29 protein-coding genes are annotated in these 19019 nt (G+C 53.2%); 4 read left to right on the plus strand and 25 right to left on the minus strand.

Annotation, left to right across the window (positions count from 1 at the left end):
- Positions 1-224: 224 nt before the first annotated feature.
- The 4 genes from AAGJ81_15285 (at position 225) to AAGJ81_15300 (ending at position 4274) form a co-directional block, all read left to right on the plus strand.
- On the plus strand, positions 225-1211 hold the full coding sequence (locus tag AAGJ81_15285) for a zinc-dependent alcohol dehydrogenase family protein (GenBank protein MEM0967510.1): 987 nt from the start codon (positions 225-227) through the stop codon (positions 1209-1211).
- 213 nt (positions 1212-1424) lie between these two features.
- Positions 1425-2396, plus strand: coding sequence for an LLM class oxidoreductase (locus AAGJ81_15290; GenBank protein MEM0967511.1), 972 nt, complete (start codon positions 1425-1427; stop codon positions 2394-2396).
- Between the two features lie 33 nt (positions 2397-2429).
- Positions 2430-3242 carry an SDR family NAD(P)-dependent oxidoreductase gene (locus tag AAGJ81_15295; protein ID MEM0967512.1) on the plus strand — a complete coding sequence of 271 codons (813 nt, stop codon included), beginning with the start codon at positions 2430-2432 and terminating at the stop codon, positions 3240-3242.
- A 405-nt stretch (positions 3243-3647) separates the two neighbouring features.
- Complete coding sequence (locus AAGJ81_15300; protein ID MEM0967513.1) at positions 3648-4274, plus strand: hypothetical protein; 627 nt, start codon at positions 3648-3650, stop codon at positions 4272-4274.
- Between the two features lie 46 nt (positions 4275-4320).
- On the opposite strand, the gene map is transcribed toward AAGJ81_15300, so the two are convergent.
- The 25 genes from map to rpsG all read right to left on the minus strand — a co-directional run bounded on the left by map (position 4321) and on the right by rpsG (position 18969).
- Positions 4321-5076: a type I methionyl aminopeptidase gene (map, locus tag AAGJ81_15305; GenBank protein ID MEM0967514.1), complete on the minus strand. Its 756-nt coding sequence runs from the start codon at positions 5074-5076 to the stop codon at positions 4321-4323.
- Positions 5077-5242: 166 nt separating this feature from the next.
- Complete coding sequence (secY, locus tag AAGJ81_15310; protein MEM0967515.1) at positions 5243-6754, minus strand: preprotein translocase subunit SecY; 1512 nt, start codon at positions 6752-6754, stop codon at positions 5243-5245.
- A gap of 43 nt (positions 6755-6797) precedes the next feature.
- The gene (gene rplO / locus AAGJ81_15315) at positions 6798-7244 is read right to left on the minus strand and encodes a 50S ribosomal protein L15 (protein ID MEM0967516.1); all 447 of its coding nucleotides are present in this window, start codon (positions 7242-7244) and stop codon (positions 6798-6800) included.
- Between the two features lie 18 nt (positions 7245-7262).
- Positions 7263-7781: a 30S ribosomal protein S5 gene (gene rpsE, locus AAGJ81_15320; protein ID MEM0967517.1), complete on the minus strand. Its 519-nt coding sequence runs from the start codon at positions 7779-7781 to the stop codon at positions 7263-7265.
- A gap of 3 nt (positions 7782-7784) precedes the next feature.
- Positions 7785-8141: a 50S ribosomal protein L18 gene (gene rplR / locus AAGJ81_15325; protein MEM0967518.1), complete on the minus strand. Its 357-nt coding sequence runs from the start codon at positions 8139-8141 to the stop codon at positions 7785-7787.
- Positions 8142-8158: 17 nt separating this feature from the next.
- Complete coding sequence (rplF, locus tag AAGJ81_15330) at positions 8159-8695, minus strand: 50S ribosomal protein L6 (GenBank protein MEM0967519.1); 537 nt, start codon at positions 8693-8695, stop codon at positions 8159-8161.
- A gap of 21 nt (positions 8696-8716) precedes the next feature.
- A complete protein-coding gene (gene rpsH, locus AAGJ81_15335; GenBank protein MEM0967520.1) occupies positions 8717-9115 on the minus strand; it encodes a 30S ribosomal protein S8 in 399 nt (132 codons plus the stop codon).
- Between the two features lie 19 nt (positions 9116-9134).
- Entirely contained in the window at positions 9135-9440 is a 306-nt protein-coding gene (gene rpsN, locus AAGJ81_15340) for a 30S ribosomal protein S14 (GenBank protein MEM0967521.1), read from the minus strand.
- A gap of 20 nt (positions 9441-9460) precedes the next feature.
- On the minus strand, positions 9461-10033 hold the full coding sequence (rplE, locus tag AAGJ81_15345; protein ID MEM0967522.1) for a 50S ribosomal protein L5: 573 nt from the start codon (positions 10031-10033) through the stop codon (positions 9461-9463).
- A 94-nt stretch (positions 10034-10127) separates the two neighbouring features.
- The gene (gene rplX / locus AAGJ81_15350; protein ID MEM0967523.1) at positions 10128-10373 is read right to left on the minus strand and encodes a 50S ribosomal protein L24; all 246 of its coding nucleotides are present in this window, start codon (positions 10371-10373) and stop codon (positions 10128-10130) included.
- Position 10374: 1 nt separating this feature from the next.
- Complete coding sequence (gene rplN / locus AAGJ81_15355; protein MEM0967524.1) at positions 10375-10737, minus strand: 50S ribosomal protein L14; 363 nt, start codon at positions 10735-10737, stop codon at positions 10375-10377.
- Between the two features lie 30 nt (positions 10738-10767).
- Complete coding sequence (rpsQ, locus tag AAGJ81_15360; GenBank protein MEM0967525.1) at positions 10768-11031, minus strand: 30S ribosomal protein S17; 264 nt, start codon at positions 11029-11031, stop codon at positions 10768-10770.
- A gap of 18 nt (positions 11032-11049) precedes the next feature.
- Complete coding sequence (rpmC, locus tag AAGJ81_15365; protein ID MEM0967526.1) at positions 11050-11259, minus strand: 50S ribosomal protein L29; 210 nt, start codon at positions 11257-11259, stop codon at positions 11050-11052.
- 19 nt (positions 11260-11278) lie between these two features.
- Positions 11279-11698, minus strand: a complete 420-nt coding sequence (rplP, locus tag AAGJ81_15370; protein MEM0967527.1) for a 50S ribosomal protein L16 — start codon at positions 11696-11698, stop codon at positions 11279-11281.
- 22 nt (positions 11699-11720) lie between these two features.
- A complete protein-coding gene (gene rpsC, locus AAGJ81_15375) occupies positions 11721-12356 on the minus strand; it encodes a 30S ribosomal protein S3 (protein ID MEM0967528.1) in 636 nt (211 codons plus the stop codon).
- 16 nt (positions 12357-12372) lie between these two features.
- Positions 12373-12708, minus strand: a complete 336-nt coding sequence (gene rplV, locus AAGJ81_15380) for a 50S ribosomal protein L22 (GenBank protein ID MEM0967529.1) — start codon at positions 12706-12708, stop codon at positions 12373-12375.
- 4 nt (positions 12709-12712) lie between these two features.
- Complete coding sequence (locus AAGJ81_15385) at positions 12713-13072, minus strand: hypothetical protein (GenBank protein MEM0967530.1); 360 nt, start codon at positions 13070-13072, stop codon at positions 12713-12715.
- An 11-nt stretch (positions 13073-13083) separates the two neighbouring features.
- Positions 13084-13353, minus strand: a complete 270-nt coding sequence (gene rpsS, locus AAGJ81_15390; GenBank protein ID MEM0967531.1) for a 30S ribosomal protein S19 — start codon at positions 13351-13353, stop codon at positions 13084-13086.
- 24 nt (positions 13354-13377) lie between these two features.
- Positions 13378-14223: a 50S ribosomal protein L2 gene (rplB, locus tag AAGJ81_15395; protein ID MEM0967532.1), complete on the minus strand. Its 846-nt coding sequence runs from the start codon at positions 14221-14223 to the stop codon at positions 13378-13380.
- Between the two features lie 24 nt (positions 14224-14247).
- Positions 14248-14538: a 50S ribosomal protein L23 gene (rplW, locus tag AAGJ81_15400; protein MEM0967533.1), complete on the minus strand. Its 291-nt coding sequence runs from the start codon at positions 14536-14538 to the stop codon at positions 14248-14250.
- Positions 14535-15170 carry a 50S ribosomal protein L4 gene (gene rplD, locus AAGJ81_15405; GenBank protein ID MEM0967534.1) on the minus strand — a complete coding sequence of 212 codons (636 nt, stop codon included), beginning with the start codon at positions 15168-15170 and terminating at the stop codon, positions 14535-14537. The genes rplW and rplD overlap by 4 nt, the downstream gene beginning before the upstream one ends.
- Before the next feature lie 25 nt (positions 15171-15195).
- Positions 15196-15843: a 50S ribosomal protein L3 gene (gene rplC, locus AAGJ81_15410; GenBank protein ID MEM0967535.1), complete on the minus strand. Its 648-nt coding sequence runs from the start codon at positions 15841-15843 to the stop codon at positions 15196-15198.
- Between the two features lie 124 nt (positions 15844-15967).
- Positions 15968-16276: a 30S ribosomal protein S10 gene (gene rpsJ, locus AAGJ81_15415; protein MEM0967536.1), complete on the minus strand. Its 309-nt coding sequence runs from the start codon at positions 16274-16276 to the stop codon at positions 15968-15970.
- A 12-nt stretch (positions 16277-16288) separates the two neighbouring features.
- A complete protein-coding gene (fusA, locus tag AAGJ81_15420; protein MEM0967537.1) occupies positions 16289-18451 on the minus strand; it encodes an elongation factor G in 2163 nt (720 codons plus the stop codon).
- Between the two features lie 44 nt (positions 18452-18495).
- The gene (gene rpsG, locus AAGJ81_15425; GenBank protein ID MEM0967538.1) at positions 18496-18969 is read right to left on the minus strand and encodes a 30S ribosomal protein S7; all 474 of its coding nucleotides are present in this window, start codon (positions 18967-18969) and stop codon (positions 18496-18498) included.
- Between the last annotated feature and the right edge of the window lie 50 nt (positions 18970-19019).

The following is a 19019-nucleotide window of genomic DNA, read 5'->3' on the forward strand; positions in this document are numbered from 1 at the left end:
ACCGCTCTCTTCAGATGCGATATCCAGCTCAGGTCCACTGCGAAAATCCCGCCGCCCCCATGGGGGCGAAACACTCACTCAACTAACAACACACAACCAACAACCAACGATCAAACGACAACTTGAAATCAGGACTTCACATGCACTGAAATAAGGGCCATTCCTGACCCACCACAGACTGTATAAACTCAAAACAAATCTAGAACCCAGTTAAGAAACCACTCATGAAAGCAATGCTCCTAAACTCGTACGGCCCAAGCACTCCTTTTGAAGCGACGGATATCGCGAAGCCGGACATCAAGGCCGGCCATGTTCTGGTCAAGATCGCAGCGTCGAGCGTAAACACTGTGGACACGATGATCCGCGACATGGGGAAAGAACTGCCTTTGTCCCCAGACAATCCCGCCCTCCTGGGAATGGACTTTGCGGGAACAATTGAAGAAGTGGGAGAAGACGTCGAGGGCTACAATGTAGGAGATGAAGTCTACGGATGCGCAGGAGGTCTTGCAGATCTTCCCGGCACCTTGGCCGAATACATTGTGGCCGACAGTAAGTTAGTTGCCCACAAGGCTAAGAATCTTTCCATGCGGGAGGCAGCAGCACTACCTTTAGTGGCAATCACAGCTTACGAAGGTCTGAAACGCGCTGGCATCCAAGCCGGCCAGAGAGTCCTTGTTCATGGTGGATCTGGTGGTGTAGGCCACATCGCGGTCCAACTGGCAAACCATTGGGGAGCTCACGTGTTTGCGACAGGAGGTGGAGAGAAACAATTGGCTCTAATTGATAAGCTCGGTGCAACCGGCATTAACTACAAAAGCGAATCAGTAGGAGATTATGTCAGCAAACACACCGGTGGTGCTGGATTCGACGTCATCTTCGATTCTGTCGGTGGCACCAATATGCTGAATTCGTTCAACGCGGCTGCGCTTAATGGTCAGATTGCCTCAACCGTGTCGATTTGCGAATTGGACCTGACTGTTGCTCACTTCAAAGGCTTGTCGCTCCACGTCGTCTTCATGCTGATTCCGATGCTCCACAATTATAAACGCGACGAGCATGCATCGATCCTGAAGGATCTTAAGGAGATCGCAGAAAAAGGTGACTTAAAACCCGTTCTGGATGACAACAGCTTTTCACTCGACCAAGTATCCGATGCCTATGCTCGCCTTCAAAGTGGAAAGGGCATGGGCAAAGTGGTCGTTGAGGATTAGAATTAGAAGGCGGTCTGTGGGAGTGCAATTGAAAGTGCTGTGTTGGGGGAGGGACGGGCTCCGTCCCGTCCGCTTCGTTTTGGCCGAACAACCACTCCGGCGCCCGGACCACACGGAGGTGGTCCCTCCCGGAGAGTCTCTGAGCTTACCTTGTGAATCTAATTTCACCCTTTTTACGGAATCCCTTGCCGGACAACCCATAGTCCAAGTGTTATGATTCAACAACAATGCTCTACAGGATTTGAAACGATAAACCGCGGGTACAACCAGGTGTTTCAGAGCGGAAAATTGAGCATTGGTTTGACCGTCCCAGTCGAATCATACCCTCACTCCCCCATCCCTTCGATGGCGGATCACGTTGAAAGGATCCAACAGGCAGAAAGGCTTGGTTTTGCAGCAGTCTGGTTACGGGATGTACCTTTTAACGTTCCCTCATTCGGAGACGCTGGTCAGATCTACGATCCGTTTGTCTATCTCGGATTTATTGCAGGTCTTACCGAGTCAATAGGCATCGGTGTGGCAAGCATCATCCTGCCACTTCGTCACCCAGCACATGTGGCTAAAGCAGCAGCCAGTGCAGATGCACTCTCTAACGGCCGATTCCTACTCGGAGTTGCCTCCGGAGACCGTCCTGATGAGTACCCTGCACTTGATCTTCCATTTGAAACAAGGGGAGAAAATTTCCGTGATAGTTTTGCCTACATTCGTCATATGGCGGAAACAAATCCTGACTTCGAAAACTCCTACGGACATCTGAAGTCCGACATCGATATGTTGCCTAAACCGACTTCCGGAAGAATCCCCTTGCTAGTGACTGGGCACAGTAGACAGACGCCTGAATGGATAGCAAAAAACAGCGATGGATGGATACTTTATCCAAGGAACCCGTCGATGCAGAAGGCTATCGTGAGTGATTCGAAAGAGCTTGTCCAAAGCACAGGAACCCGCTCCCTGCCGATCATGCAATCACTGTACCTTGATCTTGATGAAGATCCAAATACTGACCCGAAGGGAATACATCTCGGCTTTCGCTCTGGAACAGCCTACCTTCTAAAACACCTCACTGCCCTCGAAGACGCAGGCATCAATCACGTCGCCCTGAATCTCCGTTTCAATCGAGCAAGAATCGAAACGACTCTGGAACGATTGGCCGATACCGTCCTTCCACACTTTTCTGCCCCTTAGCGGGCACTTCGATTAACCTCCCAGAGACACTCTATGCAAAAGACAATCCTAATAACCGGTGCCACAGATGGCATCGGTCTCGAAACGTCAAGACGCCTTCTTGCACTTGGCCACAATGTCCTGCTCCACGGCCGCAATCCTTCCAAGCTAACTCGAATTGCTCGAGATCTCTCGACGAGTAAGGAGATAGAGAGCTACGTTGCCGATCTAACGGACATGGCGGAAGTAGAAGCACTTGCGAACGCCGTTTTGGATAAGCACAAGAAACTGGATGTGCTGATCAACAACGCAGGCGTCTTAAAAAGCCCCGAAAGACTCACAAAAGACGGCCTGGACCTGAGATTCGCTGTAAACACCATCGCACCCTACCTTCTTACAAAACGGCTCTGGTCCCTCTTTGATGAATCCGGCCGAATCATTAACCTGTCCTCCGCCGCGCAAGCTCCTGTGGACTTGTCCGCTTTGATGGGAAAGACCAGCCTCGACAACATGACTGCCTACGCGCAAAGCAAATTAGCCATCACGATGTGGTCCCGCCAAATGGCTTCTGCCACTCCCGGCGCGCCAGTCATCGTTGCCGTAAATCCTGGATCCCTGCTAGCCACTAAGATGGTCAAAGAAGGTTTTGGCATGAGTGGAAAAGATCTAAACATCGGGGCCGAGGTATTGGTCCGAGCCGCACTGGCTGACGAGTTTGCAGATTCCTCTGGAAAATATTTCGACAATGACCTCGGAGTTTTTTCCGATCCTCATCCGGATGCTTTAGACAAAGACAAACTCGCTGCCATTGTCCTCAAGATCGAAGAAATTCTCGATCAACTGAAGGCATCACAAAAGACCCGATAGATGCATTTTGAATGCAGACGCGTGTCCTCGCAGAAGTCCCCATCCAGCTTCCCTAGAGAATAGTTTCGTCAACCAGTTTCTCTCTTCAGAAACCTTCTGAATCGCAGATACCGGTTTCGCGACAAAGTTTCGCAAACGCAGTCTCCTGAAAGCCTTTAGGATTAGCCCACCTAAAGTTTGTCCGTTCGAATTTTAATTTCTGTGAGAGTCATAGGAATCGCCGCAAAATTGGTTCGACTCTGAAACAGAAATTTTTCAAGGTCGGGCCGATGTTTGAGGAGGACTTAAGTTACACGGGTTTTTGGTGAGCAACCTCATGCTTTCAAACAACCTTTCTGAGCATTCTTAGCAAAACGATAAGAAACACCAATTAATACCGAACTTAGGAAAGTATAACTCGTAGTCATGAAGAGTTCTCTGGTCATCATTCTTCTCGTAGCTGCGGCAATCTTGGCGGCACTTCGTTTCGACCTTTTTGATCGCCTTCCTTTGAGTCTCGAAGACGCAGTGGATAGGGTTTCGAACTTCGACCTTGGAACACCTGAAAACCGTGGTCCAATCACTCTGACGAGTAGTGACAACCGAGAGCTGGTGGCGAAGGTTACAGGCAAGCAAGGCCCCTTTATACAGCTTGAACGTCAGGCAGACGGTGAGGTTTTTCTACTTCCATTGAATCGCCTTTCGGAAAAAAGCAGGAACCGACTAGCCAGTTGGAACGACTTTAATGAAGACAACATGCGCGACGAACTCTTCGTCAAAGCTTGCGACCATGTGAAAGCCGATTTCGTCCACTTTTCCGCCCGCGGATGTGCGCTTACCCGGAGAGACAACGAAGAGGCCCTCGAGTTTGTAGAGTCCTTTGGGCTTCAAACCAATTCATTAGCAATCGAGCCAGATGAACGAGGATACTACACGATGCCTATCGGCATGGATGACTCTCCTAGGGTGCGGGTCGCCGGCGAGTATTTTAAGAAGAATCAGGTCCAGGCGATTAAGGATGCAGTAGTCGCGGAATATATCGCATTGTTTTAAGGTGCAGTCACTATTCAGTTAGCGGACGACACCTCTGCTGGATTTACTATTTAGCGACTGTCAAAATCTCAGGACCTTCCTCAGTCACCAATACCGTATGCTCAAAGTGGGCTGAGTTCTTTCCGTCTTTCGTCACGGCCGTCCAACCGTCATCGAGCATTTCGATGCGGTAGCTACCAGCGTTTACCATGGGTTCGATCGCAAGCGCCATACCCGGCCTCAGCCTCTGACCTGAGCGCCGCTTTCCAAAATTAGGAATCTGAGGATCCTCATGCATGGTCTCGCCTACTCCATGCCCGACAAAATCCCTAACCACACTGAATCCGTTTCGCTCAACGTAGGACTGCACCGCGTGGGAAATTTCACCGACTCGATTACCCGCATGAGCTTTTGAGATGCCTTCTTCTAACGCCGCTTTCGTTACGGCGAGTAATTTCTCATCTTTTGCACTACCTTTCCCTATCAAGACAGTGCGGGCGTTGTCTCCAATCATCCCCTGGAACCGCACACAAACGTCGACCGACAGTAAGTCTCCTTCCTTGATCTCTCGATCCAAGCGGCCGATTCCGTGAACCACCTCACTATTGAGCGAAAGGCAGGTGTGAGATGGGAAAAAGAGTTCACGCACGCGATATTGATAGCAGGCACTTTCAGCACCCATTTCAGCAATGCGCTTCTTTCCCAACTGGTCCAGATCGTAGGTATTCATTCCCACCTCAACCTGATCACAGAGATCAGCCAACACCCGAGCAGCAATCTGGCACGCCTCGCGAAGAACGGGAATCTGGCTTTCGGTTAGCATCCTTTAGAGGTTATCCAGTTCCCAGCTTACAGTTTCCAATCTTTCGAAGTAGATAGAGAACTTTGAACTCTGAACGTCCAACTTCGAAAGAATCCAGTTAAATGCTCAGTGTTGGACGTTCGATGTTGGACGTTCGCCATCTCGATCCGAGGATTCTCCGCTCACCCTACCGAACGAACGAAGCGACCAAACCGAGAATAAAGAGAATTGCCGAGAGAATCAGAAGCGGTCGCCACACTTTCCAGAAATCCGAAATCTCCATTGACTCCATCATCTGGCGGTTTCGCGCCTGCTGGCTCTTACCACGAATCCGTCCCTTCTTCAGGAATCCGTCGTAGTGACGCTGAAGGAGAAAGGTTTCTACCTGCCGCATGGTGTCGAGAACAACCCCGACGGTGATGAGCATTCCAGTACCTCCGAAAAAGATAGCGACTTGAAACGGCACGTTGTAAACGAAGAGCAACAAGTCTGGGAAGACTGCGATGATGGTGAGGAACATCGCTCCCGCCAAAGTCAACCGAGTCATGACGAAGTCAAGGAACCGGGCCGTCGGCTCACCGGGACGAACCCCCGGGACAAACCCACCGTTCTTCTTCAAATCGTCCGCAATTTGGATCGGCTTGAACATCAGCGACACCCAGAAATAGCTGAAGACCAAAATCAGCAGACCATAGGTCAGATAATAGAACCAGGTTCCCCGCGCCATGAAACTGGCGAAGTCACCGAAGAAGGTCATTCCAGTCGCACCTTCGAGAGTCTGTAGGATCTGGGCAGGAAAAAGGAGGATCGCGCTCGCAAAAATCACCGGCATCACTCCGGAGTAATTCACCTTGAGCGGGAGGAAGGAATTCTGACCTCCGTAAACCTTACGACCCACAACCCGCTTTGCATACTGGACCGGGATTTTCCGCTGCGCCTGAGTGACCGCAACAATTCCAGCAGTCACCACGAGCAGAAGAACAATCATCAGAATCGCGTGCGGCAATCCCAGATCCGCAGCCTCACTACCGGGAGGTGCATTGAACATGCGGTAGGCCGTTACGATAGCGTTCGGGAGATCTGCGAGAATTCCAACGGTAATGAGCAAAGAGATTCCGTTTCCAATTCCTCTTTGGGTGATTTGCTCTCCCAACCACATGAGGATCACGGTTCCGCAGGTCAGTATCACTGTCCCGAAGACCAGAAACCAGAGATGTCCGGACACAACTATACTGCCATAAACCGCAGGATTGAAATCGCCCCCAATCAATGTTCCCGGATTCTTCTCCAGCGCCGTGATCAAGAGGATCGCCTGAACGATACAGATCACGATCGTCAGGTAGCGGGTATACTGGCTAATCTTTTGCCGCCCAACATCACCTTCCTGCTGCAATCGAGCCAGTGCCGGGAAAACCGCGCCCATCAACTGCATGATAATCGACGCGCTGATGTAAGGCATCACCCCAAGCGCGAAGATCGCCCCGTTCAGAAGCGCACCCCCGGTGAACATGTTGTAAAAACCAATTAGCCCACCACCAGCGGATGCCTGATCCGCAAAGAACGCCTTGATCGGTGCCGGATCGATTCCGGGCATTGGGATATTCGCCCCGACCCGGGCGATAAACAGCAACGCAAGTGTAAAGAAGATCCGCTGACGAAGCTCAGGAATCTTCAGGCAATTGGTAAAAGCAGAAAGCATATTCCGTTCTAAAGAGCCACTCGCTCAGTGACCGATGGTTGAATCAACCTTCGACTGCCTTTCCACCAGCAGCTTCGATCTTCTCTTTCGCGGAAGCAGAGAATTTTGCTGCTTTGACGGTCAAGGCTGCAGCAATCTCGCCATTGCCCAACACCTTGAGAGGCATCGAATTGTCCCGAACCAGGCCCGCTTTTACAAGCACCTCACGGTCCACCTCGGTTACCCCGTCTTCGAGACGCCCCAAGTCGCCCAGATTGACGATCGCGTATCCCTTGTGGAACTTGAAGTTGCTGAATCCGCGGCGAGGTAGCTTGCGGAACAAGGGCATCTGACCGCCTTCAAAACCCGGCTGAATGCTGTAGCCTGACCGCGACTTGCTTCCCTTGTGGCCGCGCCCACAGGTCTTGCCATGACCGTTGCCTTCGCCCTTACCAAGGCGGCGCTTCTGGCGGTTCGACCCGTTACTATCAATTACTTCGTGCAGTTTCATCGTATTTCATTCTGTAGGTTACACCGCGACGGTGGCCTCAGCATGCAGTTCCTCACGCGTCTTCGCCGTGCGAAGGGTGAGCAAGCCAGCCATTGTCGCGTTTACCATCGCCAGTTGGTTGTTGGAACCGAGTGACTTCGAAAGGACATTCTTGATTCCAGCGGCCTCGAGCACAGCACGCACTCCACCGCCAGCAATAATTCCCGTTCCCTCACTGGCAGGGCGAAGAAGGACCTTACCTCCGTCTGCTTCACCCACAACAGGATGTGGAATCGTGTCACCGCTAAAGTCGATCGGAACCATGTGCTTGTGCGCCTGCTCCGTTCCCTTGCGGATCGCTTCTGGGACTTCCTTAGCCTTGCCGTAACCGAAACCGACTTTGCCCTTGCGGTCACCGACGACAACGAGTGCAGCAAAACTAAAACGACGTCCGCCCTTTACGACCTTCGCGCAACGGTTGATGTGGACGACTTTCTCAACGAATTCCGATTCTTCCGGTTCCGGAGCCGGAGAGCGACTGGTGTTTGAATTTCTCATTCTTTAAAACTTTAATCCGTTCTCCCGCGCACTTTCGGCGAAGGCTTTTACACATCCATGATAGAGGCGGCCAGCCCGGTCAAAGACCACGGACTCAATCCCCTTCTCACTGGCCAATGAGGCAACTTTTTCACCCAGAGCGCGAGCACCCTCAATGTTTGGCTTGGAACCTTCGCCATCCTTGGTGAGCGAGGAAACGTAAACCAAAGTCTTTCCTTCCACATCATCAATGCACTGGGCATAGATGTGCTTGTTGGAAAAACAAACCGTCAAACGGGGACGCTCGGCCGTTCCGCTGATCTTCTTTCGAATTCGCCACCGGCGGTTTTGCGCCAGCTTCTTCTTTTTCGCAAGTTTCATAATAATCCTCCGTCAGTTTACGCGGTCTTCTTTCCTTCCTTACGACGTACAAACTCACCTTCGATCCGAACGCCCTTACCTTTGTAAGGTTCGGCCGGGTAGTAGTTCTTGATACTTGCCGCGCAAGCACCAACAACCTGTTTGTCGGCACCTTCGACAGTCACTTTCGTGTTATCCGCAACCGTGATCGTGATTCCCTCAGGGATCGCGAAGTTGATCGGGTGTGAGTAACCGAGGGCAAGGTTCAGCACTTTCCCGCTTACCGAAGCCCGGAATCCAACACCTTCGATGAAAAGCTTTTTACTGAAGCCATCGACAACCCCGGCAACCATATTTGCGATGATCGACCGGGCAGTGCCATACATGGCCTTCGCACGGCGGCTGGAGTCGTTCGGGGAGACCCGAATCTCGCCATCGGCAAACTCAATCTTCACCGAAGTGTCAAACGTTTGGGAGAGAGATCCTTTCGGACCATCAATCTTGACCGTGTTGTCTGTAATCTCGGCTTTCACCTTGTCCGGAATCGCCACCGGAAGTTTTCCAATTCTGCTCATGATTTTTCCTCTTTTCTGCGATCACCAGACTTCACAAACAACCTCGCCCCCCACTTTTTGGCGGCGGGCTTCCGAATCCTTTAGCACACCCTTCGGCGTCGAAATAATCGAAAAGCCAAGACCTCCGAGAACCTTGGGCATCTCGTCGGAAGACGTGTATCGGCGGCAGCCAGGACGGCTGGCACGCTGCACGTCGGTAATTGCTGGAACGTTCCTCACGTATTTCAGGTCAATGCGAATCGCCGGAACGTTGGTCCGGACTTCGATCTTCTCACACTTGTTCAGATAGCCCTCCTTGACGAGGATCTCTCCAATCGCGAGGCGCATCTTGGAAAAGGGAGTTTCGATCGTTTCCCTACCCGCGCGGCTTCCGTTGCGGATCGCGGTGAGAAAGTCTCCGATAGTATCGTGAATAGCCATTTTCTTTCGCTCCTTCTGATTACCAGGATGATTTGGTCACTCCGGGAATCTTCCCTTCGCTGGCCATCTCACGAAATGTGATACGGGAAAGTCCGAACTTGCGGATGTAAGCGCGTGGGCGGCCGGTTACCGCACAGCGGTTACGCAACCGCACCGGAGACGAATTCCGGGGGAGCTTGGAAAGCTGCTTTTGCGCCTTAAAGAATTCCTCGTCAGAGAGATCCGGATCGAGGAGCTTTTTCTTCAAATCCTTGCGCTTCGCCCGATACTTCTCTTCGAGACGGACCCGCTTCAAATTACGTTGGATTGCTGACTTTTTGGCCATGGTAGTGAATTCAATAAAAGTTAAGCTGCAGCTGCTTCGGCCTCCGAGGACGAGCTCTTGCGGAAAGGCATACCCAGACGGGCCAGAAGGTCGTGGCCGTCATCGTCGGTGGTTGCCGAGGTAACAAAAGTGATGTCCATCCCAACGGTGCGCTTGCTGCCGTCAGTAGAGATTTCAGGAAAGATCGTGTGGTCGGAAATTCCGAGGGTGAAGTTTCCTCCGCCGTCGAGTTTGTTGGGGACCCCACGGAAGTCGCGAATGTTCGGCAGCGCGATGTTGAGGCAACGGTAAACGAAGTCCCACATGCGGGCACCACGCAAAGTCACCTTTGCTCCAATTGGCATGCCTTCTCTCAACTTGAAGTTTGAGATACTCTTCTTCGCGCGAGTGATCACCGCCTTCTGCCCCGCGATCGAGCCAAGGTCCTTGGCTGCTTCTTCAACCGCTGACTTGTCGAGACTAGCACTAACGCCAGTGTTGATCACCACCTTGGTCAGGCGAGGCACTTCGAGTGCGTTCTTATAGCCCTTCTCCTTCATCAATTCAGGGAGAATGGACTCTTGATAGACTGATTGTAATTTTGGTTTGCTCATTGTTATTCCGGATTTCCGACCCGGGGGTTAAGCTTGCCGAGAAAAGCGGAGGAGAATGAACCCACCCTTTTTCAAAGCAAGAAAATTTCACAGGTTAGCTCTTGGCGCGTGCCTCCTTCTTTGACTGAAGCATCACATTCGAGATATGGATCGAAGACTCACGTTCAACGATACCCCCCTCGGAGTCCTGTGTGCGACGCTCGTGACGCTTCCGCATGTTCACACCCTCAACGAGGACCCGCTCCTTCGCTGGAATCATCTGTAGGATTTTTCCGGTAGCGCCTTTGTGTTCGCCCGCGATCACGACGACGTCACTGCCTTTTCTAATTTTTGTAGCCATCTTACAGTACCTCCGGTGCTAGGGAGATGATTTTCATAAATTTACCGCGTAATTCACGCGCGACCGGTCCGAAGATGCGAGTGCCACGGGGGTTACCATCCTTGTTGATGATGACTACGGCGTTCCCATCGAAACGAAGGTAGCTGCCGTCGGCGCGCCGAATCGGTGCTTTTGTGCGAACGACGACCGCCTGAACCACTTCGCCCTTCTTTACCGTCGCATCCGTCGCACTTTCCTTGACGTTGCAGACAATGACATCTCCGACCGAAGCCGTTTTCTTACTTTGACCGATGCGCCGGATCATCTGGGCAACCTTTGCGCCACTGTTGTCCGCTACATCTACTCGGGTTTGCATCTGAATCATTGGTCGATCCTCGGTTTATCCAATCCTGATTTACAACGTGGGTGCAGCTTCCACCACACGAACGACGCGCCAGCGCTTCAGCTTGCTCAGAGGACGGGTCTCCATGACCTCAACCTTGTCACCAACTTTGCACTCGTTCTTTTCGTCGTGCACATGAAGCACGGTCTTCCGCTTAATCTCCTTCTTATACAAAGGATGCGGGATCTTATAAAAATACGTGACCTTGATCGTCTTCTCTCCGGAACGGGAGCTGACGACACCAATCAAATCCTTGCGGCTGTTACGCTCACTCATAGTTAATTCTTCCTTTTATCAGGAAGCCGTAGCGGCTTCCGCAGTCTTCTTTTCCTTCAAAATCGTTTGGAAACGGGCGAGGTCACGGCGAATCTCACGCAGTAGGTGTGGCTTTTCCACCTGCCCTGTCTGCTTCCGCAAACGGAGGGTGACCAACTCTGTTCTCGCATCGCGGATCTTCTTTTCGATTTCCACGACGGAAAGTTCTCTAGCTTCTTTGCTCTTCATGATTTAACCCTCTTTCCGATCAATCGAGCACTTCGCGGCTCACAAAACGACAGCGGAACGGCAGCTTACCGTCTGCCTTGCGGAAGGCCTCGCGTGCAGCAGTTACGCTGCAGCCAGACACTTCGAAAAGGATCGTGCCGGGCTTAATCACAGCTGCCCAGTATTCTACGCCACCCTTTCCTTTACCCATGCGGGTTTCCGCGGGCTTCTTGGTCACAGGACGATGAGGAAATACACGAATCCAGACCTTCCCTTTTCTCTTCAGGTGACGGTTAATCGCGACACGCGCCGCTTCAATCTGACGCGCAGTCATCCGTCCCCGGTCTAGAGTTTGAATTCCGAAATCGCCAAACGCGAGGTAATCTCCCCCCTTGGCTTTCCCCCGGACGCGTCCTTTGTGGACCTTCCGGTATTTAGTTCTCGATGGTAGCAGAGGCATTGTTCGTCGTCTCCCTAATCAGTTAAAATTGCACGTCTTCCGGCTTCAGGCAGAGCCAGCACTTGATTCCGATTTTTCCGTAAACGGTCTGCGCTTCTGCAAAACCATAGTCGATGTTCTCACGCAGGGTGTGAAGTGGCACGCGGCCGGAACGCTGCTGCTCGGTCCGGGCAATGTCAGCACCACCCAAGCGACCGCTCACCTGGATGCGGATCCCTTCAGCACCCATAGCCATGGTCGTTTGAACCGCACGCTTCATCGCACGGCGGAAGGAAATCCGTCGTTCGAGCTGCAAAGCCACATTTTCCGCTACCAAACCAGCCACGAGGTCAGGCTTTTTGATTTCCTGAACCTCGAGAAGGACTTCCTTGCCGACCTTCTTGTTCAGGTCTGCCTTCATCCGTTCGAGATCCTGGCCGCGTCGACCGATCACCATACCCGGACGAGCGGTGTGGATCGTGACGCGGATGCGGTTGGAGGCACGCTCGATGAAAACGTGGGGGACGGAGGCCGCCCGCAACCGCTTGTCGAGAAAGGAACGGATCGCGATGTCCTCTTTGAGTTGAGGAGCGAAGTCGTTCTTGCGCGCATACCAGCGAGCACGCCAGTTGCGGCGGACCGAAAGACGGAAACCGATTGGATTTACTTTTTGACCCATGATGAATAAAAGTGAGTTACGCCTCGTCGTTCAGGACGATCTTGATGTGGCAGGTTTTCTTGCTGTAGGGGTGAGCCGAACCGCGGGAGGCCGGGCGGAAACGCTTGAGAGCAGGACCTTCTTCGATGAGCGCGCGCTCCACGATGAGGTTGTCAGCTACCAGATTGTTGTTGTTCTCTGCATTCGCGATCGCTGATTGAAGCGTCTTGCGGAGAAGGCGGGCTGACTTACGGGGAATAAACCGAAGGAGGTCAAGTGCCTCAGCAGCGTTGCGGCCCTGGATCTCGCGGGCGACATCGCGGACCTTCTTCGAGGACATTCTCGCGTATTTGGTGTAAGCTTGTATTTGCATGGCTCTAGCTGGAAAAAGTGAAAGTTTTGACGATGACAGAGTTGCCGGGTTCGATTCCGGCGTCCTCGGGTCGATTGAGAATCAGCCCAACGGCGTGATTCAGACGCACGTCCACGAGCAAGATCTCACCGGTGCGTTGTTGCCCGTCGATCACGACGCAGGCCATCCCGTTCCGAAACCCTTCCAGCCATCCTGCGGAAAGGACAACCAGATCGGCTTCACTACCCACGACCACCCGCACAACCTCCGCCTCATTCGACGGCTCGAGGGAATCCACAAAACCGGGACGGGAAGGTGCTGCCGAGAGGACTACTCCAAGAAGAGGGAGCAACAGCAAGGCTAGCCTGTAGGAACGAAAGGACATCAAAGAGAAATTTACCGTTGGGTGTGAGGGTTGTGAGACTTGAAGGCACGAGTGAGCGCAAACTCACCGAGCTTGTGCCCCACCATGTTTTCGGTCACGTAGACAGGAACGAAGGAACGGCCGTTGTGGACATTGAGGTTCAGGCCAACGAAGTCCGGCGTAATAGTGGAACGGCGGGACCAAGTTTGAATCGGCTTGCGGGAGCTCGCGCGCTGCGCTTCCTCAACTTTCTTGGCAAGGCTGGGATCCACGAAGAATCCTTTTTTGATGGAACGGGCCATGGTAGTTTTTCAGTAAATAGCGGGTTAGCGTTTCATCTTACGTCCGTTTCTCCGGACGAGGATCATAGAGTTGGAAGGCTTGGACTTGCGACGGGTCGGATATCCCTTGGAGAGCTGTCCCCATGGTGAAACCGGATGACCACCACCGGAGGTGCGGCCTTCCCCACCACCCATTGGGTGATCGACAGGGTTCATCGCAACACCACGAACGCGGGGACGACGTCCCTTCCAACGGCTTCTTCCGGCCTTGCCGAGAGACTGGTTGGAATGCCCGAGGTTGCCCACTTGGCCAATGGTCGCGCGGCAGCGGGAATGAACGAGGCGGATTTCGCCGCTAGGCATTTTAAGCGTAGCGCGGTCTCCATCGACCGAAACCAACTGCGCGCCGGTTCCGGCACCGCGAGCGATCTGTGCCCCTTTACCAGGCTCCATCTCCACGCAGTGAATGCGAGTCGCTGGAGGAATTTCAGAGAGCGGATAGGAAAACCCTGGGTGGAACTCACCGTCGGCCTTCATGGAAGCGAGAATCGTGTCCCCAACCTTTACGCGGTTGGGCGCAAGGATGTAGCGCTTTTCACCATCGGCGTAGAAGAGCAGAGCGAGGAACGCGGAGCGGTTTGGATCGTACTCGATCTCGCGGACGGTTGCCGGGATATCCAGCTTGTTCCGCTTGAAATCGATCTCACGGTACAGGCGCTTGTGTCCACCTCCACGACGGCGGGAAGTGATCCGACCGTAGGCGTTGCGGCCCTTCGGGTTGTGGCGCGAGCTGGTGAGACGACGCTCCGGACGCTTCTTCGAAACTTCCTGGTGGTTGCGGACGTAGTGCCGCTGACCGGGAGTTACTGGGTTAAATTCAATGTTTGGCATCTTTCGTTCTCCGTTGTCTGGACCTTAGACCATTTCAATCGAGCTACCCTCTTTCAGGGTAACAACCGCCTTCTTCAATCCGGCAATGTGGCCAGGCTGATTACGGCGCATGCGGTTTGGCTTCGTCCGAGGCTTCACGTTCATGATGTTCACCTTGGCAACATCCACCTTAAACACCTGCTCCACCGCCTGCTTCACTTGCGTCCGGGTAGCATCCTTAAACACCTCGAAGGTGTATTGGTTCAGGTTTGCGGTCAGGTTGGTCGCCTTCTCGGTAACGCGGCTTTCCTTCAAAACTCTTGCTGGCTCAATCATGATTCACCTCCGTTCACGCGTGCGAGGACGGTCTGAAGTGCCTTCTCGCTGAATACCACCATATCGAAACGAACAACGTCGAAAGCGCTCAGAGTCGCGGACTCGACGAAATGAACGCGGGCGATGTTGCGACCGGAAAGGGCGACATTGTCCGAGATTTCGTCATCAACAATAAGAATCCGGCGAGACGGCTGGATCTTGCTGACGAGCTCGTTGAACGCCTTGGTCTTTGGCTCGGCAGCTTCCCATTTCTCGATAACCGCAACCGAACCGGATTTACCCTGTTCAAACAGTGCACGTGCCAGAGCGAGCTTGCGCACCTTCCGGTTCACTTTTTGCGAGTAGTCCCGTGGCTTCGGGCCGAATGCTACGCCTCCTCCACGAAGGAGTGGTGTGCGCTTGGGACCCCGACGAGCCATGCCTGTGCCCTTCTGGCGGAACATCTTCTTTCCGGAACCGGCAACCTCACCCCGTGTCTTCGTGGACGCATTGCCCTGACGAAGATTGGCTTGGGTCGCGATAATTACCTGACGGAGAGCCATTCTCCCCTTCGCATCCTCAAAGGTGGGAAAGGAATCGAAGGCACGTTCCTCGCCTCCGGATCCGTCTGCAGAATAATACTTCAAATCCATTGTTGCACTCCTTCAGCTATCAATCTCAGGCAGCAGCCTTCTTGCGCTTCTTGGCTGGGCGCACGGTAACGAGACTACCGTTGGCTCCCGGAAGGCTTCCCTTCACCAAAAGCAGATTCTTCTCCGTATCCACTTTAACGATACGCAGATTTTGGACCGTCCGGCGACGGCTGCCCATGTGACCCGGCATTTTCTTGCCCTTGATCACGTGACCGGGATCCTGACAAAAACCGTATGAACCACCACGCCGGTGAGTCATCGAACCGTGACTCGCAGGACCGCCACTGAAACCGTGGCGCTTGACAACACCCTGAAACCCCTGGCCCTTTGAAACACCGATGACGTCAACCTTCTCACCCGCTTCGAACTTCTCGACGGTGAGGGTTTGTCCGAGGTCGTAAGACTCTCCGTCGCCGTTGGTGCGAAACTCCTGCAGAATCCGAACCGGATCCACGCCAGCCTTCTTCAAGTGCCCCAGCTCGGGCTGGGAAAGACGGCTTTCCTTTTGAGGACCATAGCCAATCTGAACAGCTTCGTAGCCATCCGTTTCAACGGTCTTCAGTTGAGTCACTGGGCAAGGACCCGCTTCCAATACAGTCACCGGCAGGAGGCGGTTGTTTTCATCAAACACCTGGGTCATGCCGATCTTTTTTCCGATCAGTAAAAAGCTCATATCCAAGAGGCAGGGGGGTTGGAAATTCCTCCATTGAACCGGGAGGGCCCTGCATTAGTGGTTAGTAGTGTAGTTGGTTAGACTGTTTTTTTGTTTACGAAATGAAAGTGCGAAAAGTGGAAAACTAGACGTTAATCGTAATTTCCACACCAGCGGGAAGGTTGAGTTTTTTTAGATCATCCACCGTATTTGCAGTCGGCTCGATGATATCAAGCAGACGAGAATGAGACCTTAACTCGAATTGGTCCATCGATTTTTTATCCACGTGAGGAGAACGATTCACGGTGAACTTTTCAATTCGCGTGGGAAGGGGAATCGGGCCGGAAACCCGAGCGCCGGAGCGCTTCGCTGTGTCGACGATGTCACTAGTGGACTGGTCAACGATCCGATAGTCGAACCCTTTCAGTTTAATGCGTATGCGTGGTTTACTCATTGTAGGCAAAATTTAGTTATTTCCTCCACGGAAGGTCTGAGGAGAGGTTTCGACGATTTTGGAGAGAACGCTGGAAGGCACCTGCTCAAAATGAGAGGGTTCCATCGTGTAGGTTGCGCGCCCCTTGCTCAACGAACGGACGTCTGTTGCATAACCGAACATGGTTTCGAGGGGAACGAAAGAGTGGATTGAGGTAAGTTCGTTGCGCGTGGTCATGTTTTGGATCTGACCGCGGCGACGGTTTAAATCACCGACAACGTCACCCTGGAATTGCTCCGGGCACTCAACGTCGACCTTCATGATCGGCTCAAGAAGAATCGGGCTGGCGAGTCTCATCGCTTCCTTGAAGGCGAAGATGCCGGCCATTTTAAACGCCATTTCCGAAGAATCGACGTCGTGGAATGAACCATCGATCAAGTGAACTTTGAAATCGATGACTGGATAACCGGCGGTCACTCCGTTTTGGGACGCCTCCTTGATCCCGTCGAAAGTGGGCTTGATAAACTCGCGCGGAATCACTCCTCCAACGATGTCGTTTACCAGCTCCATGCCCTCGCCCTTCTCGTTGGGCTCGATCCGGATAACGCAGTGACCGTATTGGCCACGACCACCTGACTGGCGGATGAATTTTCCTTCGGCCTCGGCGCTCGCCTTGATAGTCTCGCGGTAGGCGATCTGCGGACGGCCTGCTTCCGCATCGACTTTGAACTCACGGAAGAGACGGTCGCGGATGATTTCCAGGTGAAGCTCGCCCATTCCGGCGATCAGGGTCTGTCCGGTTTCAGCATCCGAGCTAACGACGAAAGTCGGATCCTCTTCGGCCAAACGCTGCAGTCCAAGAGACATTTTCTCCGAATCTGCTTTGGAGTTCGGCTCGATCGACATCGAGATGACAGGCTCCGGAAACGAAGGAGGCTCCAGACGAATGTCCAGAGCCTTCTCAGAAAGGGTATCCCCAGTGACCACATCTTTGGCGCCGATAATCGCACAAATGTCCCCCGAAAATGCCACTTCGATGTCTTCACGGGAGTCAGCCTTCATGATCATGAGGCGGCTGATGCGCTCACTCTTGCGGGTGCGTGGGTTGTAGACCGACATTCCTTTGCGGAGCTGCCCGCAATACACTCGGAAAAACACGAGTTTCCCCACAAACGGATCGGTCATCAGCTTGAAGGCCAAGCCAGCCATCTGTGAGTTGTCATCCGCGTGGACGCTTACTTCGTCCCCCGAAGAACTCTCCCCACGGATCGCGGGAACGTCGACCGGCGAAGGAAGATAATCGATGATCGCATCCAGAAGGCGCTGCACACCCTTGTTCTTGAATGCAGAACCGGGAATCACCCCAACAAACTCGCGGGAAAGGGTCGCTTTCCGAACCGCCGTGTGCAGCGCATCTTCGGTGACCTCCCCACCTTCGAGAAAAGTCGTTGCAAGCTCGTCGTCAAAGTCAGCAAGAGCCTCGATGAGCTTCTCACGGTATTCAGCGGCTTCATCGCGGTAGTCTGCGGGAATATCGATCAACTCGAAACGAACTCCCTTGGGATCGGATTCATCATAGAGGATCGCCTTGCTGGCGACCAAGTCGATGAGGCCCTTGAAATTTTCCTCCGCACCGATGGGCAGGTAAAGCGGATGAGCGTTCGCCCGCAGACGATCACGCATACTATCGACGGCCGCATGGAAATCCGCGCCAGTCCGATCCATCTTGTTGATGAATGCGATGCGAGGAACGGAATACTTATCCATCTGACGCCAAACGGTCTCGGACTGTGGCTGCACACCAGCGACCGCACAAAAAACGCCAACCGCTCCGTCGAGCACCCGAAGAGAACGCTCTACCTCTGCGGTAAAATCGACGTGCCCTGGTGTGTCGATGATGTTAATCCGATGGCTTTCGCCAGCAAACGGACCCCAGCTAGCGTTCCATTCACAGGAAATCGCTGCGGAGGTAATCGTGATCCCACGCTCCCGTTCCTGCTCCATCCAATCGGTGACTGCGGTGCCCTCATGCACTTCACCGATCTTGTGAACGACGCCCGTGTAGTAGAGCATCCGTTCGGTCGTAGTCGTCTTTCCTGCGTCGATATGTGCCGCTATCCCGATATTACGAGTCCGCTCCAAGGGGCATTTGCGCTCCTTGGCGTTGACATCGAGTATCTCCATTGCGGCGGACATGGCAGGGGTTTCGTTAAATTCAACAAGGCTCCAGGGGAGTTAAATCACCAGCGGAGATGGGCAAACGCACGGTTTGCCTGTGCCATCCGGTGAGTTTCTTCCTTTTTGCGGACCACCGATCCAGTGCCGTTGTAGGCATCGATTATTTCGTTAGCGAGAGCCTCACCCATGGAAATTCCCTTGCGGGCACGGGCAGACGCCACCATCCAGCGAAGGGCGAGGCCCTGCTGGCGTTCGTAAGTCAATTCAACAGGCACCTGATAAGTAGCACCCCCAACTCGACGGCTCTTCACCTCGAGCTTCGGACGCGCATTTTCGAGAGCTCCGAGGAGGAGATCAACAGAATCGCCCTTTTCCAGCTTCTCGCTGACCCGCTCGAAAGCAGAGTAGACGATGCGCTGGGCGAGACTCTTTTTACCCCGGCTCATTACCATATTAATCAGCTGGCTGACCAACTGGCTTTGGTAACGCGGGTCAGGGATGAACTCCCTCTTTTCGGCTTGGCGACGGCGTGACATGATTCAAAAAACTTGGGTTAAACTCAGGATTCCTTCGGCTTCTTCACCCC

This window comes from Verrucomicrobiota bacterium, assembly GCA_038744685.1.
Lineage (GTDB): Bacteria > Verrucomicrobiota > Verrucomicrobiia > Opitutales > Puniceicoccaceae > Puniceicoccus.

Coding starts and splice junctions, on each gene's coding strand:
- AAGJ81_15285 (MEM0967510.1), top strand. CDS start 225: ATGAAAGCAATGCTCCTAAACTCGTACGGCCCAAGCACTCCTTTTGAA.
- AAGJ81_15290 (MEM0967511.1), top strand. CDS start 1,425: ATGATTCAACAACAATGCTCTACAGGATTTGAAACGATAAACCGCGGG.
- AAGJ81_15295 (MEM0967512.1), top strand. CDS start 2,430: ATGCAAAAGACAATCCTAATAACCGGTGCCACAGATGGCATCGGTCTC.
- AAGJ81_15300 (MEM0967513.1), top strand. CDS start 3,648: ATGAAGAGTTCTCTGGTCATCATTCTTCTCGTAGCTGCGGCAATCTTG.
- map (MEM0967514.1), bottom strand. CDS start 5,076: ATGCTAACCGAAAGCCAGATTCCCGTTCTTCGCGAGGCGTGCCAGATT.
- secY (MEM0967515.1), bottom strand. CDS start 6,754: ATGCTTTCTGCTTTTACCAATTGCCTGAAGATTCCTGAGCTTCGTCAG.
- rplO (MEM0967516.1), bottom strand. CDS start 7,244: ATGAAACTGCACGAAGTAATTGATAGTAACGGGTCGAACCGCCAGAAG.
- rpsE (MEM0967517.1), bottom strand. CDS start 7,781: ATGAGAAATTCAAACACCAGTCGCTCTCCGGCTCCGGAACCGGAAGAA.
- rplR (MEM0967518.1), bottom strand. CDS start 8,141: ATGAAACTTGCGAAAAAGAAGAAGCTGGCGCAAAACCGCCGGTGGCGA.
- rplF (MEM0967519.1), bottom strand. CDS start 8,695: ATGAGCAGAATTGGAAAACTTCCGGTGGCGATTCCGGACAAGGTGAAA.
- rpsH (MEM0967520.1), bottom strand. CDS start 9,115: ATGGCTATTCACGATACTATCGGAGACTTTCTCACCGCGATCCGCAAC.
- rpsN (MEM0967521.1), bottom strand. CDS start 9,440: ATGGCCAAAAAGTCAGCAATCCAACGTAATTTGAAGCGGGTCCGTCTC.
- rplE (MEM0967522.1), bottom strand. CDS start 10,033: ATGAGCAAACCAAAATTACAATCAGTCTATCAAGAGTCCATTCTCCCT.
- rplX (MEM0967523.1), bottom strand. CDS start 10,373: ATGGCTACAAAAATTAGAAAAGGCAGTGACGTCGTCGTGATCGCGGGC.
- rplN (MEM0967524.1), bottom strand. CDS start 10,737: ATGATTCAGATGCAAACCCGAGTAGATGTAGCGGACAACAGTGGCGCA.
- rpsQ (MEM0967525.1), bottom strand. CDS start 11,031: ATGAGTGAGCGTAACAGCCGCAAGGATTTGATTGGTGTCGTCAGCTCC.
- rpmC (MEM0967526.1), bottom strand. CDS start 11,259: ATGAAGAGCAAAGAAGCTAGAGAACTTTCCGTCGTGGAAATCGAAAAG.
- rplP (MEM0967527.1), bottom strand. CDS start 11,698: ATGCCTCTGCTACCATCGAGAACTAAATACCGGAAGGTCCACAAAGGA.
- rpsC (MEM0967528.1), bottom strand. CDS start 12,356: ATGGGTCAAAAAGTAAATCCAATCGGTTTCCGTCTTTCGGTCCGCCGC.
- rplV (MEM0967529.1), bottom strand. CDS start 12,708: ATGCAAATACAAGCTTACACCAAATACGCGAGAATGTCCTCGAAGAAG.
- AAGJ81_15385 (MEM0967530.1), bottom strand. CDS start 13,072: ATGTCCTTTCGTTCCTACAGGCTAGCCTTGCTGTTGCTCCCTCTTCTT.
- rpsS (MEM0967531.1), bottom strand. CDS start 13,353: ATGGCCCGTTCCATCAAAAAAGGATTCTTCGTGGATCCCAGCCTTGCC.
- rplB (MEM0967532.1), bottom strand. CDS start 14,223: ATGCCAAACATTGAATTTAACCCAGTAACTCCCGGTCAGCGGCACTAC.
- rplW (MEM0967533.1), bottom strand. CDS start 14,538: ATGATTGAGCCAGCAAGAGTTTTGAAGGAAAGCCGCGTTACCGAGAAG.
- rplD (MEM0967534.1), bottom strand. CDS start 15,170: ATGGATTTGAAGTATTATTCTGCAGACGGATCCGGAGGCGAGGAACGT.
- rplC (MEM0967535.1), bottom strand. CDS start 15,843: ATGAGCTTTTTACTGATCGGAAAAAAGATCGGCATGACCCAGGTGTTT.
- rpsJ (MEM0967536.1), bottom strand. CDS start 16,276: ATGAGTAAACCACGCATACGCATTAAACTGAAAGGGTTCGACTATCGG.
- fusA (MEM0967537.1), bottom strand. CDS start 18,451: ATGTCCGCCGCAATGGAGATACTCGATGTCAACGCCAAGGAGCGCAAA.
- rpsG (MEM0967538.1), bottom strand. CDS start 18,969: ATGTCACGCCGTCGCCAAGCCGAAAAGAGGGAGTTCATCCCTGACCCG.